At 71.0% G+C, this 21,073-nt stretch carries 21 protein-coding genes; 14 read left to right on the top strand and 7 right to left on the bottom strand.

Annotated elements, in window-relative coordinates; all coding sequences use genetic code 11:
* The first annotated feature begins 44 nt into the window (after window positions 1–44).
* The 5 genes from atpA to ABZ910_RS16115 all read left to right on the top strand — a co-directional run bounded on the left by atpA (window position 45) and on the right by ABZ910_RS16115 (window position 5,121).
* On the top strand, window positions 45–1,640 hold the full coding sequence (gene atpA, locus ABZ910_RS16135) for a F0F1 ATP synthase subunit alpha (RefSeq protein ID WP_361364516.1): 1,596 nt from the start codon (window positions 45–47) through the stop codon (window positions 1,638–1,640).
* 21 nt (window positions 1,641–1,661) lie between these two features.
* Window positions 1,662–2,573 carry a F0F1 ATP synthase subunit gamma gene (locus tag ABZ910_RS16130; protein WP_361364513.1) on the top strand — a complete coding sequence of 304 codons (912 nt, stop codon included), beginning with the start codon at window positions 1,662–1,664 and terminating at the stop codon, window positions 2,571–2,573.
* Window positions 2,573–4,015, top strand: coding sequence for a F0F1 ATP synthase subunit beta (gene atpD, locus ABZ910_RS16125; protein ID WP_361364510.1), 1,443 nt, complete (start codon window positions 2,573–2,575; stop codon window positions 4,013–4,015). Before ABZ910_RS16130 ends, atpD begins: the two co-directional genes overlap by 1 nt.
* Before the next feature lie 139 nt (window positions 4,016–4,154).
* The gene (locus tag ABZ910_RS16120; RefSeq protein ID WP_361364507.1) at window positions 4,155–4,529 is read left to right on the top strand and encodes a F0F1 ATP synthase subunit epsilon; all 375 of its coding nucleotides are present in this window, start codon (window positions 4,155–4,157) and stop codon (window positions 4,527–4,529) included.
* A 145-nt stretch (window positions 4,530–4,674) separates the two neighbouring features.
* Window positions 4,675–5,121 carry a DUF2550 domain-containing protein gene (locus ABZ910_RS16115; protein ID WP_361364504.1) on the top strand — a complete coding sequence of 149 codons (447 nt, stop codon included), beginning with the start codon at window positions 4,675–4,677 and terminating at the stop codon, window positions 5,119–5,121.
* Between the two features lie 9 nt (window positions 5,122–5,130).
* Here ABZ910_RS16115 and ABZ910_RS16110 read toward each other — a convergent pair whose 3' ends face one another.
* A complete protein-coding gene (locus ABZ910_RS16110; protein ID WP_361364502.1) occupies window positions 5,131–6,951 on the bottom strand; it encodes a glycoside hydrolase family 18 chitinase in 1,821 nt (606 codons plus the stop codon).
* Between the two features lie 144 nt (window positions 6,952–7,095).
* Here ABZ910_RS16110 and ABZ910_RS16105 point away from each other — a divergent pair, with 144 nt between their 5' ends.
* From ABZ910_RS16105 to ABZ910_RS16090, 4 genes are read left to right on the top strand one after another with little or no spacing between them, the layout of a single operon-like run.
* On the top strand, window positions 7,096–7,791 hold the full coding sequence (locus tag ABZ910_RS16105) for a response regulator transcription factor (RefSeq protein WP_361364499.1): 696 nt from the start codon (window positions 7,096–7,098) through the stop codon (window positions 7,789–7,791).
* Window positions 7,788–9,251, top strand: a complete 1,464-nt coding sequence (locus ABZ910_RS16100) for a HAMP domain-containing sensor histidine kinase (RefSeq protein ID WP_361364496.1) — start codon at window positions 7,788–7,790, stop codon at window positions 9,249–9,251. The genes ABZ910_RS16105 and ABZ910_RS16100 overlap by 4 nt, the downstream gene beginning before the upstream one ends.
* Window positions 9,252–9,302: 51 nt before the next feature.
* Complete coding sequence (locus ABZ910_RS16095) at window positions 9,303–9,704, top strand: hypothetical protein (RefSeq protein WP_361364493.1); 402 nt, start codon at window positions 9,303–9,305, stop codon at window positions 9,702–9,704.
* Window positions 9,704–9,949 (top strand): hypothetical protein, encoded by a 246-nt coding sequence (locus ABZ910_RS16090; protein ID WP_361364491.1) that lies wholly within the window; start codon window positions 9,704–9,706, stop codon window positions 9,947–9,949. Before ABZ910_RS16095 ends, ABZ910_RS16090 begins: the two co-directional genes overlap by 1 nt.
* A gap of 25 nt (window positions 9,950–9,974) precedes the next feature.
* On the opposite strand, the gene ABZ910_RS16085 is transcribed toward ABZ910_RS16090, so the two are convergent.
* Window positions 9,975–10,547, bottom strand: coding sequence for a cob(I)yrinic acid a,c-diamide adenosyltransferase (locus ABZ910_RS16085; RefSeq protein ID WP_361364488.1), 573 nt, complete (start codon window positions 10,545–10,547; stop codon window positions 9,975–9,977).
* Window positions 10,548–10,697: 150 nt separating this feature from the next.
* Between ABZ910_RS16085 and ABZ910_RS16080 the strand changes: the two genes are divergently transcribed.
* From ABZ910_RS16080 to ABZ910_RS16070, 3 genes are all read left to right on the top strand, one after another.
* Window positions 10,698–11,546: a 3-hydroxyacyl-CoA dehydrogenase family protein gene (locus ABZ910_RS16080; RefSeq protein WP_361364486.1), complete on the top strand. Its 849-nt coding sequence runs from the start codon at window positions 10,698–10,700 to the stop codon at window positions 11,544–11,546.
* Between the two features lie 180 nt (window positions 11,547–11,726).
* The gene (locus ABZ910_RS16075) at window positions 11,727–12,050 is read left to right on the top strand and encodes an STAS domain-containing protein (protein WP_361364483.1); all 324 of its coding nucleotides are present in this window, start codon (window positions 11,727–11,729) and stop codon (window positions 12,048–12,050) included.
* 264 nt (window positions 12,051–12,314) lie between these two features.
* Window positions 12,315–14,816, top strand: coding sequence for an ATP-binding protein (locus ABZ910_RS16070; RefSeq protein WP_361364480.1), 2,502 nt, complete (start codon window positions 12,315–12,317; stop codon window positions 14,814–14,816).
* An 82-nt stretch (window positions 14,817–14,898) separates the two neighbouring features.
* Here the strand turns inward: ABZ910_RS16070 and nucS are convergent, their stop codons facing one another.
* Window positions 14,899–15,570, bottom strand: coding sequence for an endonuclease NucS (gene nucS, locus ABZ910_RS16065; protein WP_361364477.1), 672 nt, complete (start codon window positions 15,568–15,570; stop codon window positions 14,899–14,901).
* A 334-nt stretch (window positions 15,571–15,904) separates the two neighbouring features.
* Here nucS and ABZ910_RS16060 point away from each other — a divergent pair, with 334 nt between their 5' ends.
* Window positions 15,905–16,297, top strand: a complete 393-nt coding sequence (locus tag ABZ910_RS16060; RefSeq protein ID WP_361364474.1) for an SCO5389 family protein — start codon at window positions 15,905–15,907, stop codon at window positions 16,295–16,297.
* A gap of 107 nt (window positions 16,298–16,404) precedes the next feature.
* Here the strand turns inward: ABZ910_RS16060 and ABZ910_RS16055 are convergent, their stop codons facing one another.
* Window positions 16,405–17,433, bottom strand: coding sequence for an LLM class flavin-dependent oxidoreductase (locus tag ABZ910_RS16055; RefSeq protein WP_361364471.1), 1,029 nt, complete (start codon window positions 17,431–17,433; stop codon window positions 16,405–16,407).
* A 225-nt stretch (window positions 17,434–17,658) separates the two neighbouring features.
* Between ABZ910_RS16055 and ABZ910_RS16050 the strand changes: the two genes are divergently transcribed.
* Entirely contained in the window at window positions 17,659–18,000 is a 342-nt protein-coding gene (locus ABZ910_RS16050; RefSeq protein ID WP_361364469.1) for an ATP/GTP-binding protein, read from the top strand.
* Window positions 18,001–18,025: 25 nt separating this feature from the next.
* Here ABZ910_RS16050 and ABZ910_RS16045 read toward each other — a convergent pair whose 3' ends face one another.
* From ABZ910_RS16045 to ABZ910_RS16035, 3 genes are all read right to left on the bottom strand, one after another.
* Complete coding sequence (locus tag ABZ910_RS16045; protein WP_361364466.1) at window positions 18,026–18,901, bottom strand: ABC transporter permease; 876 nt, start codon at window positions 18,899–18,901, stop codon at window positions 18,026–18,028.
* A complete protein-coding gene (locus ABZ910_RS16040; RefSeq protein WP_361364464.1) occupies window positions 18,898–20,178 on the bottom strand; it encodes an ABC transporter ATP-binding protein in 1,281 nt (426 codons plus the stop codon). The genes ABZ910_RS16045 and ABZ910_RS16040 overlap by 4 nt, the downstream gene beginning before the upstream one ends.
* A gap of 124 nt (window positions 20,179–20,302) precedes the next feature.
* Window positions 20,303–21,073 carry an ABC transporter permease gene (locus ABZ910_RS16035; RefSeq protein WP_361364461.1) on the bottom strand — a complete coding sequence of 257 codons (771 nt, stop codon included), beginning with the start codon at window positions 21,071–21,073 and terminating at the stop codon, window positions 20,303–20,305.

Below are 21,073 nucleotides of genomic sequence, written 5' to 3'. Positions count from 1 at the left end.
CCCAAGTGAAACTTCGGGCCCAACAAGGAGAGCAGGGAACCCAGATGGCGGAGCTCACGATCCGGCCGGAGGAGATCCGGGACGCACTGGATAACTTCGTCCAGTCGTACAAGCCGGACGCGGCCTCGCGCGAGGAGGTCGGTACGGTCACCCTTGCCGGCGACGGCATCGCGAAGGTCGAGGGCCTGCCCTCGGCCATGGCCAACGAACTGCTGAAGTTCGAGGACGGCACCCTCGGCCTCGCGCTCAACCTGGAAGAGCGCGAGATCGGCGCCATCGTCCTCGGTGAGTTCAGTGGCATCGAGGAGGGTCAGCCGGTGCAGCGCACCGGTGAGGTGCTCTCCGTGCCGGTCGGCGAGGGCTACCTCGGCCGCGTCGTCGACCCGCTCGGCAACCCGATCGACGGTCTCGGCGAGATCGACACCCACGGTCGCCGTGCCCTTGAGCTGCAGGCCCCCACGGTCATGGAGCGCAAGTCGGTGCACGAGCCGATGGAGACGGGCTACATGGCCGTCGACGCGATGACCCCGATCGGCCGCGGCCAGCGTCAGCTGATCATCGGTGACCGTCAGACCGGCAAGACCGCCCTGGCCGTCGACACGATCATCAACCAGCGCGACAACTGGCGCTCGGGCGACCCGAAGAAGCAGGTCCGCTGCATCTACGTCGCCGTCGGCCAGAAGGGCTCCAGCATCGCTGAGGTCCGCCGTGCGCTGGAGGAGAACGGCGCGCTGGAGTACACGACCATCGTCGCCGCCCCGGCGTCCGACCCGGCCGGCTTCAAGTACCTGGCGCCGTACACCGGTTCCGCCATCGGTCAGCAGTGGATGTACGAGGGCAAGCACGTCCTCATCGTCTTCGACGACCTGACGAAGCAGGCCGACGCCTACCGTGCCGTCTCCCTGCTGCTGCGCCGTCCGCCGGGCCGCGAGGCCTACCCGGGTGACGTCTTCTACCTGCACTCCCGTCTGCTGGAGCGCTGCGCCAAGCTCTCCGACGACATGGGCGCCGGCTCGATGACCGGTCTGCCGATCGTCGAGACCAAGGCCAACGACGTCTCGGCGTTCATCCCGACCAACGTCATCTCCATCACCGACGGCCAGTGCTTCCTGGAGTCGGACCTGTTCAACGCCGGTCAGCGTCCCGCGCTGAACGTCGGTATCTCCGTCTCCCGTGTCGGTGGTGCCGCCCAGCACAAGGCGATGAAGCAGGTCTCCGGCCGTCTGCGTGTCGACCTGGCCCAGTACCGCGAGCTGGAGGCCTTCGCCGCCTTCGGTTCCGACCTGGACGCCGCGTCGAAGGCCCAGCTGGACCGCGGTAGCCGCATGACCGAGCTGCTCAAGCAGAAGCAGTACGACCCGATGGCCACCGAGAACCAGGTCGTCACCATCTGGGCCGGTGGTACCGGCAAGATGGACGACGTCCCGGTGAAGGACGTCCGGCGCTTCGACAAGGAGATGCTGGAGTTCCTGCACCGCAAGCACCAGGGCCTCATGACCTCCATCAAGGAGGGCGGCAAGATGTCGGACGACACGCTGACGGCTCTGGGCGACGCGATCGGCGACTTCAAGAAGCAGTTCGAGACCTCCGACGGCAAGCTGCTCGGCGAGGACGTTCCGGCTGCCGCTGCCGCCAAGTGACGTAAGGAAGGGACCTGACTCATGGGAGCCCAGCTCCGGGTCTACAAGCGTCGCATCCGATCCGTCACCGCGACCAAGAAGATCACCAAGGCGATGGAGATGATCGCCGCCTCGCGCGTCGTCAAGGCGCAGCGCAAGGTGGCGGCCTCCAAGCCGTACGAGGCCGAGCTCACTCGCGCGGTCAGGGCGGTCGCCACCGGTTCGAACGTCGACCACCCGCTGACCACGGAGGCCGAACACCCGACCCGTGCCGCGGTCCTGCTCCTCACGAGCGACCGCGGTCTGGCCGGCGCCTTCAACTCCAACGCCATCAAGGCGGCGGAGCAGCTGACCGCGCGCCTAGAGCGCGAGGGCAAAGAGGTCGAGGTCTTCATCGTCGGCCGCCGCGGTGTGGCGCACTACAACTTCCGTGAGCGCAAGATCACGGAGTCGTGGACCGGCTTCACCGACCAGCCCACGTACGCGGACGCCAAGAAGGTCGCGGCACCCCTGATCGAGGCCATCGAGAAGGACGACGCGGACGGCGGCGTGGACGAACTGTTCATCGTCTTCACCGAGTTCGTCTCGATGATGACGCAGACCGCGAAGGTCGAGCAGCTGCTCCCGCTGAACCTCGACGAGGTCGGCGAGAAGCAGGAGGGCGAGATCCTTCCGCTGTACGAATTCGAGCCCTCGGCGGAGGACGTCCTCGACGCTCTGCTGCCGCGCTACGTGGAGAGCCGTATCTACAACGCGCTCCTCCAGTCGTCCGCTTCGAAGCACGCCGCCACGCGGCGCGCGATGAAGTCGGCCACCGACAACGCGGGTGAGCTCATCGAGAACCTCACCCGTCTTGCCAACGCGGCCCGCCAGGCCGAAATCACCCAGGAAATCAGCGAGATCGTCGGTGGCGCGAGCGCCCTTGCCGACGCGACCGCGGGGAGTGACCGATAATGACCACCACTGTTGAGACCACGACGGCCCCGGGCCGCGTCGCCCGGGTCATCGGCCCGGTCGTCGACGTGGAGTTCCCCGTCGACGCGATTCCGGACATGTACAACGCCCTGCACGTCGAGGTCGCCGACCCGGCGCGCGAGGGCGCGAAGAAGACGCTGACCCTCGAGGTCGCCCAGCACCTGGGCGACGGCATGGTCCGCACCATCGCCATGCAGCCGACCGACGGTCTGGTCCGCCAGACCCCGGTCGTCGACACCGGCGACGCGATCACCGTTCCGGTCGGCGACTTCACCAAGGGCAAGGTGTTCAACACCCTCGGTGAGGTGCTGAACTCCGAGGAGAAGCACGAGGGCGAGCGCTGGTCCATCCACCGCAAGGCCCCGAACTTCGACGAGCTCGAGTCGAAGACCGAGATGTTCGAGACCGGCATCAAGGTCATCGACCTGCTCACCCCGTACGTCAAGGGCGGCAAGATCGGCCTGTTCGGCGGTGCCGGCGTCGGCAAGACGGTGCTCATCCAGGAGATGATCTACCGTGTCGCCAACAACCACGACGGTGTCTCCGTGTTCGCCGGTGTCGGTGAGCGCACCCGTGAGGGCAACGACCTCATCGAGGAGATGACCGACTCGGGCGTCATCGACAAGACCGCGCTGGTCTTCGGTCAGATGGACGAGCCCCCGGGCACCCGTCTGCGCGTCGCGCTGGCCGGCCTCACCATGGCCGAGTACTTCCGTGACGTCCAGAAGCAGGACGTGCTGTTCTTCGTGGACAACATCTTCCGCTTCACGCAGGCCGGTTCCGAGGTGTCGACCCTGCTCGGCCGTATGCCCTCCGCGGTGGGCTACCAGCCGAACCTGGCCGACGAGATGGGTCTCCTCCAGGAGCGCATCACCTCGACCCGTGGTCACTCGATCACCTCGATGCAGGCGATCTACGTCCCCGCGGACGACCTGACCGACCCGGCCCCGGCCACCACCTTCGCCCACCTCGACGCGACGACGGTGCTCTCCCGTCCGATCTCCGAGAAGGGCATCTACCCGGCGGTGGACCCCCTGGACTCCAACTCCCGGATCCTGGACCCGCGTTACATCTCGCAGGAGCACTACGACTGCGCGATGCGGGTCAAGAACATCCTGCAGAAGTACAAGGACCTCCAGGACATCATCGCGATCCTCGGTATCGACGAGCTCAGCGAGGAGGACAAGCTCGTCGTCCACCGTGCCCGTCGTGTGGAGCGCTTCCTGTCCCAGAACACCCACGTCGCCAAGCAGTTCACCGGCGTGGACGGTTCGGACGTGCCGCTGGACGAGACGATCCGCGCGTTCAACATGATCTGCGACGGCGACTTCGACCACTTCCCGGAGCAGGCGTTCTTCATGTGCGGTGGTCTCGAGGACCTGAAGCGCAACGCCAAGGAGCTGGGCGTCTCCGTCGACTGAGCCCCGTGCTCGGTCGAGAGGGGCCGGACGCCTCCCGCGGGTAGCACCCCGCGGGGGGTGTGTCCGCCCCTCTCTCCACGCCCTTTAGAATTGACCCACACCCGGCACAACCGCCGGGTGGTGACCCGAGGAGCCACCCTTGGCTGCTGAGCTGCACGTCGAGCTGGTCGCCGCCGACCGCCAGGTCTGGTCCGGTGAGGCCACCCTGGTCGTCGCGCGCACCACGTCCGGCGACATCGGCGTCATGCCCGGTCACCAGCCGCTGCTCGGTGTGCTGGAGTCGGGCCCGGTGACCATCCGTACGAGTGATGGTGGAACGGTCGTCGCCGCGGTGCACGGCGGTTTCATCTCGTTCGCGGACAACAAGCTGGCGCTGCTGGCCGAGATCGCCGAGCTGTCGGACGAGATCGACGTCCAGCGCGTGGAGCGGGAGCTCGAGCGCGCGAAGGCGGAGGGCGACGAGGCCGCCGAACGCCGCGCCGACGTCCGACTGCGGGCTGCGGCGGCCAGCTGACCCAGCTCGCTCGACGCGATGACGTCTCTCAGCCGCGGCTGGGACCGGATACCTTCCGGTCCCAGCCGCGGCTGAGGCGGATGTGGGTGTTTTTTACGTTCCATTACCTGGTTCTACTACCTAGGAGACGGGGAGGTCGGTGCCGATGGTCCTCGCTCTGACTGTGTGCGGGATCGTGATCGCGCTCGTGGTGGTGGGACTGTTCCTGTTCGGCCTGCGCCGCAGACTCATCCAGCGCTCCGGCGGCACCTTCGACTGCAGCCTGCGCTGGGACGTGCCCGAGAAGCCGGACCTCAGTGGCAAGGGCTGGAGCTACGGTGTCGCCCGCTACAACGGCGACCGCATCGAGTGGTACCGCGTCTTCTCCTACGCCCCCCGCCCGCGCCGCGTCCTGGAGCGTTCGGCGATCGAGGTGGCCGGCCGCCGCGTCCCCGAGGGCGAGGAGGAGCTGGCCCTGCTCTCCGACGCCGTGATCCTCGTCTGCACCCACCGCGGCACCCGCCTCGAACTCGCCATGAGCGAAGACGCGCTGACCGGTTTCCTCGCGTGGCTGGAGGCAGCCCCGCCCGGTCAGCGCGTGAATGTCGCTTAGGTAATTCCGTTACGACAGCCCGCCGCTGAGGGCGCTCACCAGCTCACCCCCCGCGGTGTCCCCGCTGAACTCCCAGAAGAACGCGCCGCCGAGGCCCTGGTCCTGGGCCCACGTCATCTTCGTGCCGATGGTGGCCGGAGTGTCGTACGACCACCAGTTGCTGCCGCAGTGCGCGTACGACGTGCCGGCGATGGTGCCGGTGGGCGGGCAGGACGTCTTGAGCACCTTGTAGTCCTCGATGCCCTGTTCGTACGTCCCCGCCGCCGGGCCCGTGGCCGTGCCGCCCGGGGCGTCCTGGGTGACACCGGTCCAGCCGCGGCCGTAGAAGCCGATGCCGATCAGCAGCTTGCTCGAAGGCACGCCCTTCGCCTTGTACTTGGCGATCGCGTCGGCCGTGGTGAAGCCCTGCGTCGGGATGCCGCTGTACGAGGTGAGCGGGGAGTGCGGGGCCGTCGGGCCCTGGGGGTTGAAGGCGCCGAAGAAGTCGTACGTCATCACGTTGTACCAGTCGACGTAACTCGCCGCGCCCGCGTAGTCGGTGGCGTCGATCTTGCCGTTCGCCGAGCCGTCGGCGGTCGTGGCCGCGGTGACCAGGCTGCCGGAGCCGAACTTGGCGCGCAGGGCCGCCATCACGTTCTTGAAGGCCGCCGCCCCGCTGGAGTCGCAGGACAGACCGCAGGCGTTGGGGTACTCCCAGTCGATGTCGATGCCGTCGAACACGTCGGCCCAGCGCGGGTCCTTGACCAGGTTGTAGCAGGACTGCGCGAAGGCGGCCGGGTTCTGGGCGGCCTGCCCGAAGCCGCCGGACCAGGTCCAGCCGCCGAACGACCACAGCACCTTGATGTTCGGGTATTTGGCCTTCAGCTCGCGCAGCTGGTTGAAGTTGCCGCGCAGCGGCTGGTCCCAGGTGTCGGCGACGCCGCTGACCGACTGGTCGGCGGTGAACGCCTTGTCGTAGTCGGCGTAGGAGTCGCCGATCGCGCACTGGCCGTTCGTGACGTTGCCGAAGGCGTAGTTGATGTGCGTGATCTTCGCGGCCGAGCCGGATGTCACCAGGTTCTTGACGTTGTAGTTACGGCCGTAGATGCCCCACTCGGTGAAGTAGCCGAGCTTGACCTTGTCGCCGGTCGCCGGGGGAGTGCCGCCGCCGGTGGTGCGCACGGCGACCGCCCCGCTGACCGGGCCCGTCTGGTCGGCGGTGTCGCGGGCCTGGACGGTGTAGGAGTAGTCGGTGCCGGCGGTCAGGCCGGTGTCGGTGTACGAGGTCGTCGTCACGGTGGCGACCTTGGTGCCGTCGCGCAGGACGTCGTAGTTCTTCACGCCCTTGTCGTCGGTGGCGGCGCCCCAGGACAACTGCACCGACGTGTCCGTGATGTGGGAGGCGGTGGGGGTGCCCGGCGCGGACGGGGAGGCGTCGCCGGGGACCGTGGTCCCGTCGCAACTGTCGTTGTTCAGCGTGCAGTGGGAGGGGGAGCCGGAACCGGTGCCGTTGAAGCCGAAGGAGACGGAGGCGCCGGGGGCGAGGGAGCCGTTGTACGACTTGTTCCTGGCGGTCCAGCGGGTGCCGGAGGACGTCACGTCCGCGTCCCAGGCGGAGGTGACCGATGTACCGGAGGGGAAGTCCCATGCGACGGTCCATGAACCGATCGCGGTGGAACCGGTGTTCTTGACGGTCCACTTGCCCTCGAAGCCGGTGCCCCAGTCCTGGGTCTTGGTGTAGGTGGCGGTGGCGGTGGTTGCGGCCTGGGCGGGGGAGGCCAGGCCGACCAGTCCGGCCAGGGGGAGTATGAGGGTCGCTAACCCTGCCGCGACGCGGTGTCTGAAGCGCATACTGCGCCTCCTCGGGGAGTGTGAGTGTGGGGGAGGGGGCATGACCGAGCCTTCACGCCCACCGTGCCGTGAGAATAGAAAGGTCTGGACCATCGGTCAATGGGTCTGGACCACGTACGCCGGCCGGTCGACGAGGAGGGGCACATGACGCAGACGGGTCCGGGCGGAGCGGTGCTCGTCGTGGACGACGACGCGGCCATCCGCCGCTCCCTCGAACGCGGCCTCAGGCTCAGCGGGTTCGCGGTGCGCACCGCCGGTAGCGGCCCCGAGGCGCTGGCGGCCGTGCGGGAGGCGGCGCCGGACGTGCTCGTGCTGGACGTGTCGATGCCGGGCATGACCGGCATCGAGGTGTGCGGCAGGCTGCGCGGCGAGGGGTGGGACCTGCCCGTGCTCATGCTCTCCGCGCTCGACGAGACCGCCGACCGGATCGCCGGGCTCCAGGCGGGCGGCGACGACTATGTGGTCAAGCCGTTCGCGCTCCAGGAGCTCGTGCTGCGGCTGCGGGCCCTGCTGCGCCGCCGTCCGCCGGCCAGCCACGAGGTGCTGCGGGTGGCCGGGATGGTCATCGACCCGGCTGCCCGCACAGCCCATCGAGAGGGCAGAGAACTGGAGTTGACCCGACGGGAGTTCGAACTCCTGGAGGTGCTCGCCCGCAACGCCGGGCTCGTGCTCACCCGCGACCAGCTCCTTGAGCGGGTGTGGGGGTACGACGTAGACGTGCGCACCGACGCCGTCGACACGTTCGTCAGCTATCTGCGGCGCAAGCTGGAGGCGGGCGGCGAGCGGCGGCTCGTGCACACCGTGCGCGGGGTGGGATTCGTCCTCAGGGAGCAGCCGTGAAACTCTCCACCCGCATCGGCCTCGCCGTGGGCTGCGCCGTACCGGTCCTGGTGCTGGCCTCGGGCTGGCTGCTGCTCACCCTGGTCGCCCGCGATCTGCACCGCGCGGAGGACGAGCATCTGCGCGAGCGGGTCGCCGCCGCCGTCCCCGACGCACGCGCCCTGCTGCGGGCCTCGGCGGCAGGCCGGCCCCGGGCGGCCGACACCAGGGAACGGCTGCTCTACAGCGCGACGCTCGACGTCGGCGTACGCGTCGTCGGACCAGGTGCCACCTTCGGCGGCGGTCCGCAGCCGGGCGACGCGGTGGCCCTGCCCGCGCACGCGACCGGACCGGTCACCCTCCGGGAGGGCGGCCGCAGTTGGCGGGCGCTGTCCCGTACGGTCCGCACACCCCGCGTCTCGGGCACCCTGTGGGTCTTCGCACCCGACACCGCCGACCGCACCCAACTCCGGCTCGTCCGGCGCCGCGTGGTGCTGACCGCGCTGCTCGCCGCGCCTCTGTCCGGGCTGCTCGCCTGGGGCGTGTCCACCGGCGCCGCCCGGCCGCTGCGCCGCCTCACCCGCCGTACCGCCGGCCTCGACCCGCGCACCAGCGCCGTACGACCGCACCACGAGCCGACCGGCGTGAGAGAGGTCGACGAGCTCGCCGCCACGGTGCGCACGGTCCTCGCGCGCTACGACGAGCAGGCCGCCCGCGCCGCCGAGGCCCTGAACACCGCCCGGTCCTTCTCGGCGGCGGCCGCGCACGAACTGCGCACCCCGCTGATGAGCATGGGCACCAACCTCGACATCCTCGCCGAACACCCCGACCTGCCCGGCGAGGACCGGGCGGAGGTCATGGCCGACCTGCGCCACGAGCACGCCCGGCTGCTCGGTCTGCTGGTGATGCTGCGCGAGCTCGGGCGCGGGGACCTCGTGGAGGCGGAGGCGCTCGGGACCGTGAACCTCTCGGAGGTCGCCGACGCCGCCGTCGCCGAGGCCCGCCGCCGCGCCCCGGACGCCCGGATCACCCTGGCGGCGCCCCCGGCCCTCGCCGTCCACGGCTGGGAGCCGGGCCTCCGGCTGCTCTGCGACAACCTCGTCGGCAACGCGCTGACCCACGGCCGTGACGCGCACGGCGGGGCGGAGGTGGCCGTCGCGGTGCGGGACGCGGGCGGCCATGCGGTGATCACGGTGGACGACCGCGGACCGGGCGTGCCGCCCGAGGTGCGCGAGAAGGTCTTCGAGCGCTTCCACCGGGGCCCGGGCAGCACGGGCTCCGGGCTCGGCCTGACGCTGGTGGCCCAGCAGGCGGCGCTGCACCGGGGGAGCGTCACCGTGACGCAGGGAGCGGACGGCACCGGCGCCCGCTTCGAGGTGCGGCTGCCGTCGGCGGGCGGGGAACTGCCCGTCCGGCGGGACTGGCTGATCGGGACGGCCGGGGCGAACCGGTCACAGAGTTTCCCCAAGGACCGTCTCTAGCCTGCGTCGTGTCGGACGGACATCGGGCCCGTCCGGGAATTGGAGACGCAGATGTCCATACGACGACGCCGGCGCACCCTGCTCGTCGGGCTGGCCGCCGCCGCGCTGCTGGCGGGCGCCACCGGAGCGGCCGTGGCCGACGGCACCTCCGCGCCGACGCCGGCCAGGGACGGGGCCGCGCGGCTGTGCAAGCGGGCGCCGAAGATCGACCGCCGGATCGACCGCGCCCTGAAGCGGCTCGACGCCGGCGCGGGCAGGCGCGGCTCGATCGCCCGGCTGGAGCGGCGCGTGGACAACGCGAAGAAGGCCGGCCACGACGAGATCGCCACGTTCCTCCAGCACCGCCTGGAGTTCCGCAAGTCGCTCGTGCCCACGCTGCAGCAGCGCAAGAAGGACCTGGCCGACGTCAGGACGTGGTGCGAGGACAACGGCCGCGGCGCAGGGGCGAGTTGATGCGTCAGCGCGTGTGCGCGGCGGTGGCCGCGGCGCTCGTCCTGGGTGCCGCGGGGTTCACGGCGGGCTGCGCCGAGGACCGCGGTCCGGCGGCCGCGCCCTCCGTGACCTCCCCGGCGGCCACACCTTCCGCGGCCTCCCCGGCGACCCCCTCCGGCTACGCGGAGATGGAGAAGAAGGTCGCGGCCGCCGAATCGGCCGTCGGGCAGGCGGACAAGGACGCCGCCGAGGACACCGGCCGCTGAGGGACCGGCGCGGGAGCGCCGGCGCTCAGCGCTCCCCGCCCGGCACCCACAGCACGTCGCCCACGTCCTTGTTGGCCGTGCGCGCCAGGATGAAGAGCAGGTCCGACAGCCGGTTGAGGTAGGTCGCCGTGAGAGGGTTCATCGCCTCGCCGTGGACCTCCAGGGCCGCCCAGGTGGAGCGCTCGGCCCTGCGGACGACCGTGCAGGCCTGGTGGAGCAGGGCCGCGCCGGGGGTGCCGCCCGGGAGGATGAAGGAGCGCAGCTTCTCCAGGCGCTCGTTGAAGCGGTCGCAGTCCGCCTCCAGCTTGTCGACGTAGAACTGCTCGACCCGCAGCGGCGGGAACTCCGGCTTCTCCACCACCGGCGTCGACAGGTCCGCGCCCACGTCGAACAGGTCGTTCTGGACGCGGGTGAGGACCCCGACGACCTCCTCGTCCAGACCGCCCAGCGCGATGGCCGTGCCGATCACCGCGTTCGCCTCGTTGGCGTCGGCGTACGCCGAGATCCGCAGATCGGTCTTGGCGACCCGGCTCATGTCACCGAGGGCGGTGGTGCCCCGGTCGCCGGTCCTGGTGTAGATGCGCGTCAGATTGACCATATGGACAGCCTAGTTACACGCCGGGGAGGGTGCCGGTGTGATGTCCGTCGGATGGGACGTGACGCGCGTTACTAACCCGTCACACAGCGCCTCACTAGCGCTAGGGTCCGCCGAACAGGGATAGCTAAACAGCGTGTAAGGGGAGTCGGAGTGGCACGGAAGCTCGCCGTCATCGGGGCCGGTCTCATGGGGTCCGGCATCGCCCAGGTCTCCGCGCAGGCGGGCTGGGACGTCGTCCTGCGGGATGTCACCGACGAGGCACTCAAGCGCGGCACCGACGGCATCAAGGCCTCGTACGACAAGTTCGTCGGCAAGGGCAGGATGGAGGCGCACGACGCCGACGCCGCGCTCGCCCGCATCACCGCGACCACCGACCTGGACGCGGCGGCGGACGCCGATGTCGTCGTGGAGGCCGTCTTCGAGAAGCTGGAGGTCAAGCACGAGATCTTCCGCGCGCTCGACAAGATCGTGCGCCCGGACACCGTGCTGGCCTCCAACACCTCCGCCATCCCGATCACCAAGATCGCGGCGGCCACCGAGCGCCCCGAGCGGGTCGTCGGCGTGCACTTCTTCTCGCCCGTACCGATGATGCAGCTCGTCGAGCTCGTCCGCGGCTACAAGACCAGCGACGAAACCCTCGCCACCGCGCGGGAGTTCGCCGAGTCCGTCGGCAAGACCTGCATCGTCGTCAACCGCGACGTCGCCGGCTTCGTGACCACCCGTCTCATCTCGGCGCTCGTCGTCGAGGCGACCAAGCTGTACGAGTCGGGCGTCGCGACGGCCGAGGACATCGACCTCGCCTGCAAGCTGGGCTTCGGCCACGCCATGGGCCCGCTCGCCACGGCGGACCTCACCGGCGTCGACATCCTGCTGCACGCCACCAGCAACATCTACACCGAGTCGCAGGACGAGAAGTTCGCGCCGCCGGAGCTGATGCGCCGGATGGTTGACGCCGGTGACATCGGGCGCAAGAGCGGGCAGGGCTTCTACACGTACTGAATCAGCACGTACGTACCGTCACCGGAACCGCACCCGCCCCGGGAGTATCACGCCCAGGGGTGAATTCGGTATCGGTTCGCTCACAGACGGCAACCTCGCCGTCGCGGAAACAGTCAGACCTTGCACAGCACCGTTACGGAGTACACGGAGTACGACGCCGCAAACTCACGGGGAGCGCATATGTACATCAGGGGCGACCACGCCGAGCTGGTCGTCGGGGGCCGCCTCGACGTCCGCAGCGCGGCGGACGCCCGTACGGTCCTGCACTCGGCCGTCGACGACGGAGTCGGCGACCTGGTGCTGGACCTGTCCGAACTCGACTCGTGGGACGCCACCGGGCTCGGGGTGATCATGGGGGTCCACCGACGGGCCGGCCGCCGGGGCCGCCGCCTGGTGCTGCGTCACGTACCGCCGCAGATGCAGCGCCTGCTGGTGGCCACCCGGCTGCACCGGATCCTGGCCATCGAGGGTGGCCTCGGGGTGGAGTCCCTGCCCCGGGTGTGACACGCCGATCGGGCGTGACATCCCGGCCGGGAGGGGCGGAGCACGGCGGCGCACCGCGCGGCACGTGCAATCCTCACGAGACCGTGACGTCTCGGGCGCCGTGGTACCCCGGGCTGTCGTAGACACTGTGCGAAGGTTTAGGGTTCGGTCGCCCGCAGCCTCGCAACCCTCGAGCGGGCCCGGACCACAAGGGACAGCGCGATGTGCTGCAGGCCGGGAGGGGCTGGAATCGGGCACACGACGCTCTTGGGGGGCTTGGAACCTATGGACCCGATCAACCGGGGACCCGAGAGGTACGGCCAGGACGGTGACGGCCACACGCCGCGCCCGCGCCCGCCCCGGGATCCCCTCACACAGGACTTCGGCCACAGCACACCGGTGCCCGTGCGCACGGTGGAGGTCGTCTCGGGCGACTTCCTGCTGACCGTCAATCCCGTCGACGGCAGCGAGATGGAGAACTGCCCGCCCGCCAACGTGCCGGGCAGACCCCAGAAGTTCACCGAGGCCGAGCGCGCGGACGCCGACCGCGCCGCCCTGCCCCCCGCTCCGGCCGGCCCCGCCCAGCCGGAGCTGCCGCTGCTGGAACGGCAGGACGAGCGCGAGCAGCTGGTGCGTCTGCTCGCCCGCGGCCGCTCCGTACGCCTCACCGGACCCGGGGGCTCGGGCCGTACCGCCCTGCTCGGCCTCGTCGCCGAGGACTGCTCGGACCTCGCCCCCGACGGCGTGGTCCGCCTGTCCGGCTTCCGCCGTACGACGGGCGACCTGCTCGACGATCTCTTCCGCGCCGTCTACAAGGCGCCCGGGTACCAGCCCGAGCGGGACGAACTGCTCGCCCTGGTCCGGGAGATCGGCGCCGTCGTCGTCCTCGACGACATCGAGTTCGGCGGCGCGGCCCTCGACGAGCTGCTCGACGCCACTCCCGAGTGCGCCTTCCTGATGAGCGCCACCTCGGCCGCGCCCGCGCCCTCGGCCGACTCGTCCGTCGAGGAAGTCGTCCTCGGCGGACTCGGCCGCGCGGCGGCGACCGACCTGCTGGAGCGCGCCGTCGGGCGGGCCCTCACCGAGGAGGAGGCCAACTGGGCCGGCGACCTCTGGTTCGAGTCCGAGGGCCTGCCCCTGCGGTTCGTCCAGGCCGGCGCCCTCCTCCGGCAGCGGGACCGGCTGCGCGCCGGTGCCGGAGCCGTCGACGAGTTCGGCGTGTTCGAGGGCGCGCCCCCGGCCGACGCGCCCCCGATCGACGCGGCCGACGGCACGGACGTGCCGCTGCCGTCCCTCGGTCAGGCCGCCGGGCCCGCGCCGCTGCTCGCCTCCCGGCTGAGCGACTCCGCGCGCGCGGCCCTCCGGTTCGCCGTCGCCCTCGACGGCGAGGTGCCGCACCAGGCGCATCTGCCCGCGCTGGTCGGCGACACCCACGCGGACGCCGCCCTCGGCGAACTCGCCGCCTGCGGACTGGTCTCGCCGGTCGGCCACCGCTACCGCCTCGCGGCCGGTGTACGCCTCCAGCTCGAAGCCGCCGGATACGCCGACGACATCGAGGCCCAGGCCCTCACCGCCGCCCAGCACTACACCTGGTGGGCCGGACACCCCTCCGTCACTCCCGAGCGGGTGTGCGCCGAGGCCGACGCCGTGCTCGCCGCGCTGGCCGTCCTGGTGCCGCTGTCCCCCGGCCTCTCGGTCCCGGCCGAGCCGGCGGGCCCCGGGGCCGCGCCGGCCGAGGGCGAGGAGAACGCCACGCTGAAGCTGGCCCGCAGCGCCGCGCCCGCCTTCGCCGCGGGTCTGCACTGGGGCGCCTGGGAGCGGGCGCTGCGCGGCGGCGTCGAGGCCGCCCGGCTCGTCGGCGATGTGACCGAACAGGCCTACTTCCAGCACGAGTTGGGCATCCTCGCGCTCTGCGACGGGCAGCTCGACCGGGCCCGCGCCGAACTGGAGGCGGCCATCGGCCTGCGCGGCGCGCTCGCCGACAAGCACGGCACCGTCGCCGGCCGCCGTGCGCTCGCCCTGGTCGCCGACCGGCTGGGCGACGCGCCCGGTGTCGCGGCCACCGTGGGCGAGGAGGTGCCCTCCGCGCGTCACGAGGAGTCGGCCTCGCCCCCGGGCGGCACCCCCTCGGCCTTCCCGACCAAGCGGCCGCCCGTCGCCGACACCGTGGTGACCCACCGGGCCGCGGCGGCGTCATCGGAGGCGAAGTCCCGCGGCGGCGTCCGGCTGCCGGCCCGGCGCAACCTCGCGGCCATCGGCTCCGGCGCGCTGCTGGTCGCCGTGCTCGGCACGGTGGTGACGCTCGGCATGACCTCCCGCGACAACGCCGACGACCCGTCCGACCACGTGAACGTCAACCCGTCCGCGAGCCAGGGCGCCGACGACGGCAGCCTGGGCGCCGTCTCCTCGGACAAGGACGGCAAAGACACCGGTACGGCGACCGGCCGGCCGACGCAGCCGGGCCTCGACGGCACGCCCGGCACGTCGGACGACCCGACCTCGCCCGCGGACTCGGCCAAGCCCTCGGACGAGCCGAGCGGGACGAAGGGGACCGGCAAGGACGGTTCGTCGCCCTCACCGTCGAAGTCGACGCCCGACAAGCCCTCACCGAAGCCGTCGCCCTCGAAGTCGCCGCCGCCGGACAAGTCGCCCTCGCCGCCGCCCTCGGACTCGCCCCCGCCGTCGACGCCCTCGACGCAACCGTCGATCTCCATCTCGGCGAGCGGCCCCGCCTCCAGCGGTTCGGCCGGCGCTCCGCAGAGCGGCGGTGCGGGTTCGGTCATGTGAGGTGACGTGACGCACGAGAAGGGCCGGGTCCCCGTCCGGGACCCGGCCCTCACCGTCGTACGGAGGCGTGCGCGCCGCCGCCTCAGAACAGCCGCAGCTTGTCGTCCTCGATGCCCCTGAGCGCGTCGTAGTCGAGGACCTGGCAGCCGATGCCCCGGTCGGTGGCGAGGACGCGGGCCTGGGGCTTGATCTCCTGGGCGGCGAAGACACCGCGGACCGGCGCGAGATGCGGATCGCGGTTGAGCAGGTCGAGATAGCGCGTGAGCTGTTCCACACCGTCTATCTCGCCGCGCCGTTTGATCTCGACGGCGACGGTCTGCCCCTCGGCGTCCCGGCACAGGATGTCGACCGGGCCGATGGCGGTCATGTACTCGCGGCGGATCAGGGTGTAGCCGTCGCCGAGCGTCTCGATGCGGTCGGCGAGCAGCTCCTGGAGGTGCGCTTCCACGCCGTCCTTGATCAGGCCGGGGTCCACGCCGAGTTCGTGCGAGGAGTCGTGCAGGACCTCCTCCATCGTGATGATGAGCTTCTCGCCCGCCTTGTTGATGACGGTCCAGACGCCTGTCTCCTCGCCGCTGCCTTCCTTGAGCGTGCAGGGCGGCGACATCCAGTTCAGGGGCTTGTAGGCCCGGTCGTCCGCGTGGATGGAGACACTGCCGTCCGCCTTGACCAGGATCAGGCGGGGGGCCGAGGGAAGGTGGGCGGTGAGCCGGCCGGCGTAGTCGACGGAGCACCGGGCAATGACGAGACGCATGGTCGGCAACGCTACTCGACACCCGGCGGTCGACGCGATTCGCCCGTCTGCCCCACCCCCCTCACCGCCCTCGGCCGGGGTGTGTGAGCCGCTCCACCGGGCCGCCTCCTTGATCGGCGAAACCGTCTGTTTCCTCCCGGGTCCTTCCCTGGCCGATTGTGTGCCCCAGGGGACCGGCGCATGTGCGCATTCTCCTGGTGCCGTCACCGGCGGTTGCATAACGTAGTAAACGGGAGGTCGCGGCGCGTGTACGCAGCGTGTTCGATAGTCGGTGCCGTGAACTCCCTTCCCTGTCCGGCAACCCCCGCTGTCCGGGGGTGCGAGAGGAGAACCCATGTCGCTCGACGTCTCACCGGCCCTACTCGAACAGGCCGAGCGAGGCGAGGTCGACGAAGCCGATTTCGTCGACTGCGTCCGGACCTCCCTGCCCTATGCGTGGGAGATGATCAGCTCCCTGGTGGCCCAGCTGAAGGTGGACGGCGGTCATTTCGCCGACAACCAGACGCCCCCGCCGGACGAGCAGGCCCGTGGTCAGCTGCTGCGTGCGCTCGCGAGTGACGCCATACGCGGGGCGCTGCAGCGGCACTTCGGTGTGCGGCTGGCCTTCCAGAACTGTCATCGGGTGGCGGTGTTCCCGCTCGACAGCTCGGCCGACGAGCGGCTGGCCCGTTTCACCTCGGTGCGCGGCCAGTTGCTGAACCAGTCGCCCGAGCTCCGGGACTGCTGACGCAGTGAGTCGCCGGCTTGTCGCTCCACTGGGGGAGGTGCATTCGGTACTGGGGCGGCAAGCTCCCGGCGCGACATAGGGGTTGCCCGGCACGGGCGACGGTTCGCTCAGCGGAGGTGGGGGAGCACCTCGGCGCCCAGCCGCCGTACGTTCTCCTCCGTGGCCGCGAGGTCTCCCGACCCCTCCACGAGCAGCGCGAAGCGGGTGATGCCGGTCCGCTCCGAGGTCGCCGCGAGCCGGTCGGCACACAGGTGCGGGGTGCCCACCGGGTGCAGTCCGCAGAGCAGTTCGGTGTACGCGAGCGGATCGCGCATCGCGCGCACCCGGCCGTCGACCGTCACATGGGCCTCGAGGCCCTGCTTCAGCCAGCCCGGCATCGCCTTCAGCAGCGTCTCCGCCGCGTCCGTGCGCCGGTCCGCGATCTGGCAGACGCCCGCCGCGACATGGGCGGCGCGGGCCACCTCGTCCGCGGGGCGCCCGGCCGCGCGGGCGAACTGCCGCCATCGGGCGACCATTTCGGCCTTCTCCTCGTCCCCGATGTGCATCCCGAGCAGCATCGGCAGCCCGCGCTCGGCGGCCAGCCGCACGCTCGCCGGCGAGGTGCAGGCCACGACGACCTCGGGCCCCGGGGCGTCCGTCAGCGCCTCCGACGGCCTTGGTACGACGGGGACTTCACGGAAGGAGAAGCGCTCGCCCGAGGCCGCGACCGCCGGTTCACGCAGCCAGCGCATCAGCAGATCGAGTGATTCCGGGAACCCGTGCTCGTACGCTCCGAGTCCCGATCCGAACACCTCCAGGTCCACCCAGGGCCCGCCGCGCCCCACGCCCAGCGTGAAGCGGCCGCCGCTCGTCACATGCAGCAGCGCCGCCTGTTCGCCGAGGGCGACCGGGTGGGCGGTGGGCAACACGCTGACCGCCGTGCCGACCCGGATGCGGCGGGTGCGGCCCAGGAGTAACGCGGCGAGGGTGATCGCGGACGGGCAGGTGCCGTACGGCATGAAGTGGTGCTCGGCCAGCCAGACGGTGTCCAGCCCCGCTTCCTCGGCGACCTCCGCCGAGCGGACCGTTCGGTGCAGGGCCTCCCCCTGACCCTGGCCCGGGAACTGGGCCGACAGCACAAAACTTCCGACGTGCATGTGCTTTTCCTGCTTTCTCGGCTCCGACACGGGAGCTCCCCCACCCGGCATAACCGGTCGACACGTGCCGAGGACACGGCTTGACGAAGCGATTTCCGGATTTTCTGTGGAATGGGGCGCCCCGGGCGGGGACTTGTGGGGGTTGGTTCCCTACGCGTACCCCCGCGGCCGCCGCGTACGCTGGACACAGCCCGTGCTTCCTGTACAGCCCCCGTGAGGTGTTCCGTGTCCCCGCGTCGCAACCGACCCAAGGGCCCGAAAGGCGAGGCCTCGTCCGGCCGGAGCCCCGAGGAGGACCGCACCGGACGCTACGGCGGCTGGCAGTCCTCGGAGAGCTGGCAGGGCGAGAACTGGAGCGTGCGGCATGTGGCCGGGGCGAGCGCGGAGGGCAAGACCTACCGCTGCCCGGGCTGCGACCAGGTGATCCCCTCCGGAGTCCCGCACGTGGTGGCCTGGCCGGAGCACGCGGGCGTCGACGACCGCCGCCACTGGCACAAGGCGTGCTGGAACGCGAAGGACCGCCGCACCACGCGGGTGCAGCGGTCCAGGAACTGGCCGAAGTTCTAGCCCCTCGGCCGGGGCCGGAAGGGCCTCAGACGTCCCGCTGCTGAAGCAGCGCGCAGGCTCCGGCGAACGCGGCCGCCGTCACGCCCAGCATGATCCACAGCGGGTCCCAGCCCGACGGGCCCGACTGGCTGAGGGAGTTGGAGTAGAAGACGCTCAACTGGTTCGGGATCGAGTACTCGAGCAGCGCCTGACGCACGTCCTCCAGCGACGACGCGAACATGAACAGCGCGATCACCAGCGGCGCGAGCACCGCGCCGATCATGATGGTGATGGCACCCGCCGAGTGCCGGACCATCGATCCGACGAGCAGCGAGAGCAGCCCGAGCAGCGCGATGTAGAGGCTGATGCCGACGGTGCCCCGCAGCCACTCCCCGCCGGACGGGGTCCGCACACCGTTCCCGTCCAGCATGGACGCCTGCGCCATGGCCACGAGGGAGCTGGACACCAGGGTCACCACGAAGGCGACGACGAAGAACACGATCGCCTTCGCCCCGAGCACGCGCACCCGCGACGGGCAGGCGGTCATCGTCGTACGGATCATGCCCGTGCCGTACTCGGACGCCGTGGTCAGCACGCCGAGCGTGATGATGGGCATCGCGCCGAGGAGCAGCCCGAAGAAGCCCATGCCCAGCGGGCTCTGTCCGGACATGTCGGAGGGGGTGCTCGCGACCAGGGCGCCGGTGGCCAGCCCGATGCCGACGACGAGCAGGACGAACACCCCGAGTGTCCAGAGCGTCGAGCGCACCGACTTGATCTTCGTCCACTCGGACGCGACGGCATGCCCGAGGTGCGTGCGCACCACCGGGATCGGCGAGGTGTATCCGGCGTACGAACCACCGGGCGCCGCCTGCCAGTCGGGCGCGGGGGCTGCCTGCGGCATCGGGGGCTGGTGCGTGCTCATCGGGCGTCCTCGGGCTTGGTCAGGTCGGAGGGGGCGGTGGCGGGCGCGGCCGGCTGAGCCGTCTCGGCGGTCGGCGCGGGGGCCGGAGCCTGAGCCTGGGGCGCCGGTGCCGGTGCGGGCGTCTGGTCCTGCGGCGCCTGCAGTACCGGCTGCGCGTACGGGTTCGGCTGCCCCGCGTCCGCAGCGCCGTACGCACCGCCGTACGGCGTCGAGGGCACCGCGCCCTGCGGCGGCGCGAACGGCTGGCCGCCCTGCTGGGGCGGCGGCGGGGCGTACCAGCCCGGCTGGCCCTGGCCCGGCACCGGCATCGGGGGCTGGGCGCCGGGCGGCAGGGGCTGCTGGAGGCCCGCCTTCTGGTCGACGGTCGAGCGGTAGTCCACGGCGCCCTGCGTCATCCGCATGTACGCCTCCTCCAGCGACGCCTGGTGCGGCGACAGCTCCCACAGGCGTACGTCGGCGTCGTGCGCGAGGTCGCTGATGCGGGGGAGCGGCAGCCCGGTCACACGCAGCGCGCCGTCCTGTTCCGGCATCACGTGCCCGCCCGCCTCGGTCAGCGCGGTGCTCAGCTTCTCGCGCTGCTGGGGCTCGGTGTCGGGCGTGCGCACCCGCGCGAAACCGGCGGAGTTGGCCGCGATGAAGTCCTGCACGGTCATGTCGGCGAGCAGCTGCCCGCGCCCGATGACGATCAGGTGGTCGGCGGTCAGCGCCATCTCGCTCATGAGGTGGCTGGAGACGAACACGGTCCGGCCCTCGGCGGCCAGCGCCTTCATCAGGTTCCGTACCCACAGGATGCCCTCGGGGTCGAGGCCGTTGACCGGCTCGTCGAACAGCAGCACCTGCGGGTCGCCGAGGAGGGCCGCGGCGATGCCGAGCCGCTGCCCCATGCCCAGCGAGAACCCCTTCGACCGCCGTCTGGCCACCTCCTGCAGGCCGACGACCCCGAGCACCTCGTCCACGCGCCGGGCCGGGATGCCCGACAGCTGCGCCAGACACAGCAGATGGTTGCGGGCGCTGCGGCCGCCGTGCACCGCCTTGGCGTCGAGCAGCGCGCCGACCTGGCGCGGGGCGTTCGGCAGTCTGCGGTAGGGGTAGCCGCCGATGGTCACCGTGCCGGCGGTGGGATTGTCCAGGCCGAGGATCATCCGCATGGTCGTCGACTTGCCCGAGCCGTTGGGGCCCAGGAAGCCCGTGACGGCGCCCGGTCGCACCTGGAAGGAAAGGTTGTACACGGCGGTCTTGTCGCCGTACTGCTTGGTAAGGCCGACAGCCTCGATCATGCTCCGCACCCATCGCAAGGTTCAGGACGGCGGGGCGCACGCCCCCGTAAGGGTTAGGAGGATATCGACGTACTGACGGTTCCGCTCAAGAGCGGGTAAAGAGCCGCACACTCCGCGCCACGCATCACGCGTCCCGCTTCCGCAGCAGCAGATATCCGCCTGCGAGCGCCGCGAGCACCCACAGCCCCATGATCCCGAGGCCCGCCCACGGGCCGTACGGGGTGTCGTCGCCGACGCGGGGGACCACCTGCATGATGTGGCCGCCGGCCTGGTCGGGCAGGAAGCGGCCGATCTTCTTCGTCGCGTCGACGTTGCCGAGGATGTTGGAGACCAGGAAGAAGAACGGCATCAGGATGCCGAGCGACAGCATCGGCGAACGCAGCATCGCGGCCACGCCCATCGAGAACATCGCGATGAGCGTCATGTAGAGGCCGCCGCCGATGACGGCCCGCAGCACCCCGGAATCGCCGATCTGCGCCCGGTGGGAGCCGAGCATCGCCTGCCCGAGGAAGAACGCGGCGAAGCTCGTGGCCATGCCGACGACGAGCGCCGGCCCGCTCGCCACCGCGACCTTGCTGAAGAGGAAGACGCCGCGCCGCGGGACCGCGGACAGCGACGTGCGGATCATGCCGGTGCTGTACTCGTTCGACACCACCAGCACCCCGAACACGATCATCGCGAGCTGGCCGAGCGTCATGCCCGCGAAGCTGACGAACGTGGGGTCGAAGGACATCCTCCGCTGCACCGGCATCTGGTCGAACTGGCTGTTCGACAGCGCGGAGAGCAGCATCCCGACGGCGACGGTGACGACCACCGCGAGGGACAGCGCCCACACGGTGGACGCGACAGACCGGATCTTCGTCCACTCGGACCGGATCACCTGGGCGGCCGCCAT

Origin of the sequence: Streptomyces sp. NPDC046805, assembly GCF_040645355.1 — a bacterium.
Classification (GTDB): Bacteria; Actinomycetota; Actinomycetes; order Streptomycetales; family Streptomycetaceae; genus Streptomyces.
The sequence above is the reverse complement of the archived record's forward strand: the minus strand, read 5'-3'. Positions and strand labels throughout refer to the sequence as shown.

Coding starts and splice junctions, on each gene's coding strand:
- atpA (WP_361364516.1), top strand. CDS start 45: ATGGCGGAGCTCACGATCCGGCCGGAGGAGATCCGGGACGCACTGGAT.
- ABZ910_RS16130 (WP_361364513.1), top strand. CDS start 1,662: ATGGGAGCCCAGCTCCGGGTCTACAAGCGTCGCATCCGATCCGTCACC.
- atpD (WP_361364510.1), top strand. CDS start 2,573: ATGACCACCACTGTTGAGACCACGACGGCCCCGGGCCGCGTCGCCCGG.
- ABZ910_RS16115 (WP_361364504.1), top strand. CDS start 4,675: ATGGTCCTCGCTCTGACTGTGTGCGGGATCGTGATCGCGCTCGTGGTG.
- ABZ910_RS16110 (WP_361364502.1), bottom strand. CDS start 6,951: ATGCGCTTCAGACACCGCGTCGCGGCAGGGTTAGCGACCCTCATACTC.
- ABZ910_RS16105 (WP_361364499.1), top strand. CDS start 7,096: ATGACGCAGACGGGTCCGGGCGGAGCGGTGCTCGTCGTGGACGACGAC.
- ABZ910_RS16095 (WP_361364493.1), top strand. CDS start 9,303: ATGTCCATACGACGACGCCGGCGCACCCTGCTCGTCGGGCTGGCCGCC.
- ABZ910_RS16090 (WP_361364491.1), top strand. CDS start 9,704: ATGCGTCAGCGCGTGTGCGCGGCGGTGGCCGCGGCGCTCGTCCTGGGT.
- ABZ910_RS16085 (WP_361364488.1), bottom strand. CDS start 10,547: ATGGTCAATCTGACGCGCATCTACACCAGGACCGGCGACCGGGGCACC.
- ABZ910_RS16075 (WP_361364483.1), top strand. CDS start 11,727: ATGTACATCAGGGGCGACCACGCCGAGCTGGTCGTCGGGGGCCGCCTC.
- ABZ910_RS16070 (WP_361364480.1), top strand. CDS start 12,315: ATGGACCCGATCAACCGGGGACCCGAGAGGTACGGCCAGGACGGTGAC.
- nucS (WP_361364477.1), bottom strand. CDS start 15,570: ATGCGTCTCGTCATTGCCCGGTGCTCCGTCGACTACGCCGGCCGGCTC.
- ABZ910_RS16060 (WP_361364474.1), top strand. CDS start 15,905: ATGTCGCTCGACGTCTCACCGGCCCTACTCGAACAGGCCGAGCGAGGC.
- ABZ910_RS16055 (WP_361364471.1), bottom strand. CDS start 17,433: ATGCACGTCGGAAGTTTTGTGCTGTCGGCCCAGTTCCCGGGCCAGGGT.
- ABZ910_RS16045 (WP_361364466.1), bottom strand. CDS start 18,901: ATGAGCACGCACCAGCCCCCGATGCCGCAGGCAGCCCCCGCGCCCGAC.
- ABZ910_RS16040 (WP_361364464.1), bottom strand. CDS start 20,178: ATGATCGAGGCTGTCGGCCTTACCAAGCAGTACGGCGACAAGACCGCC.
- ABZ910_RS16035 (WP_361364461.1), bottom strand. CDS start 21,073: ATGGCGGCCGCCCAGGTGATCCGGTCCGAGTGGACGAAGATCCGGTCT.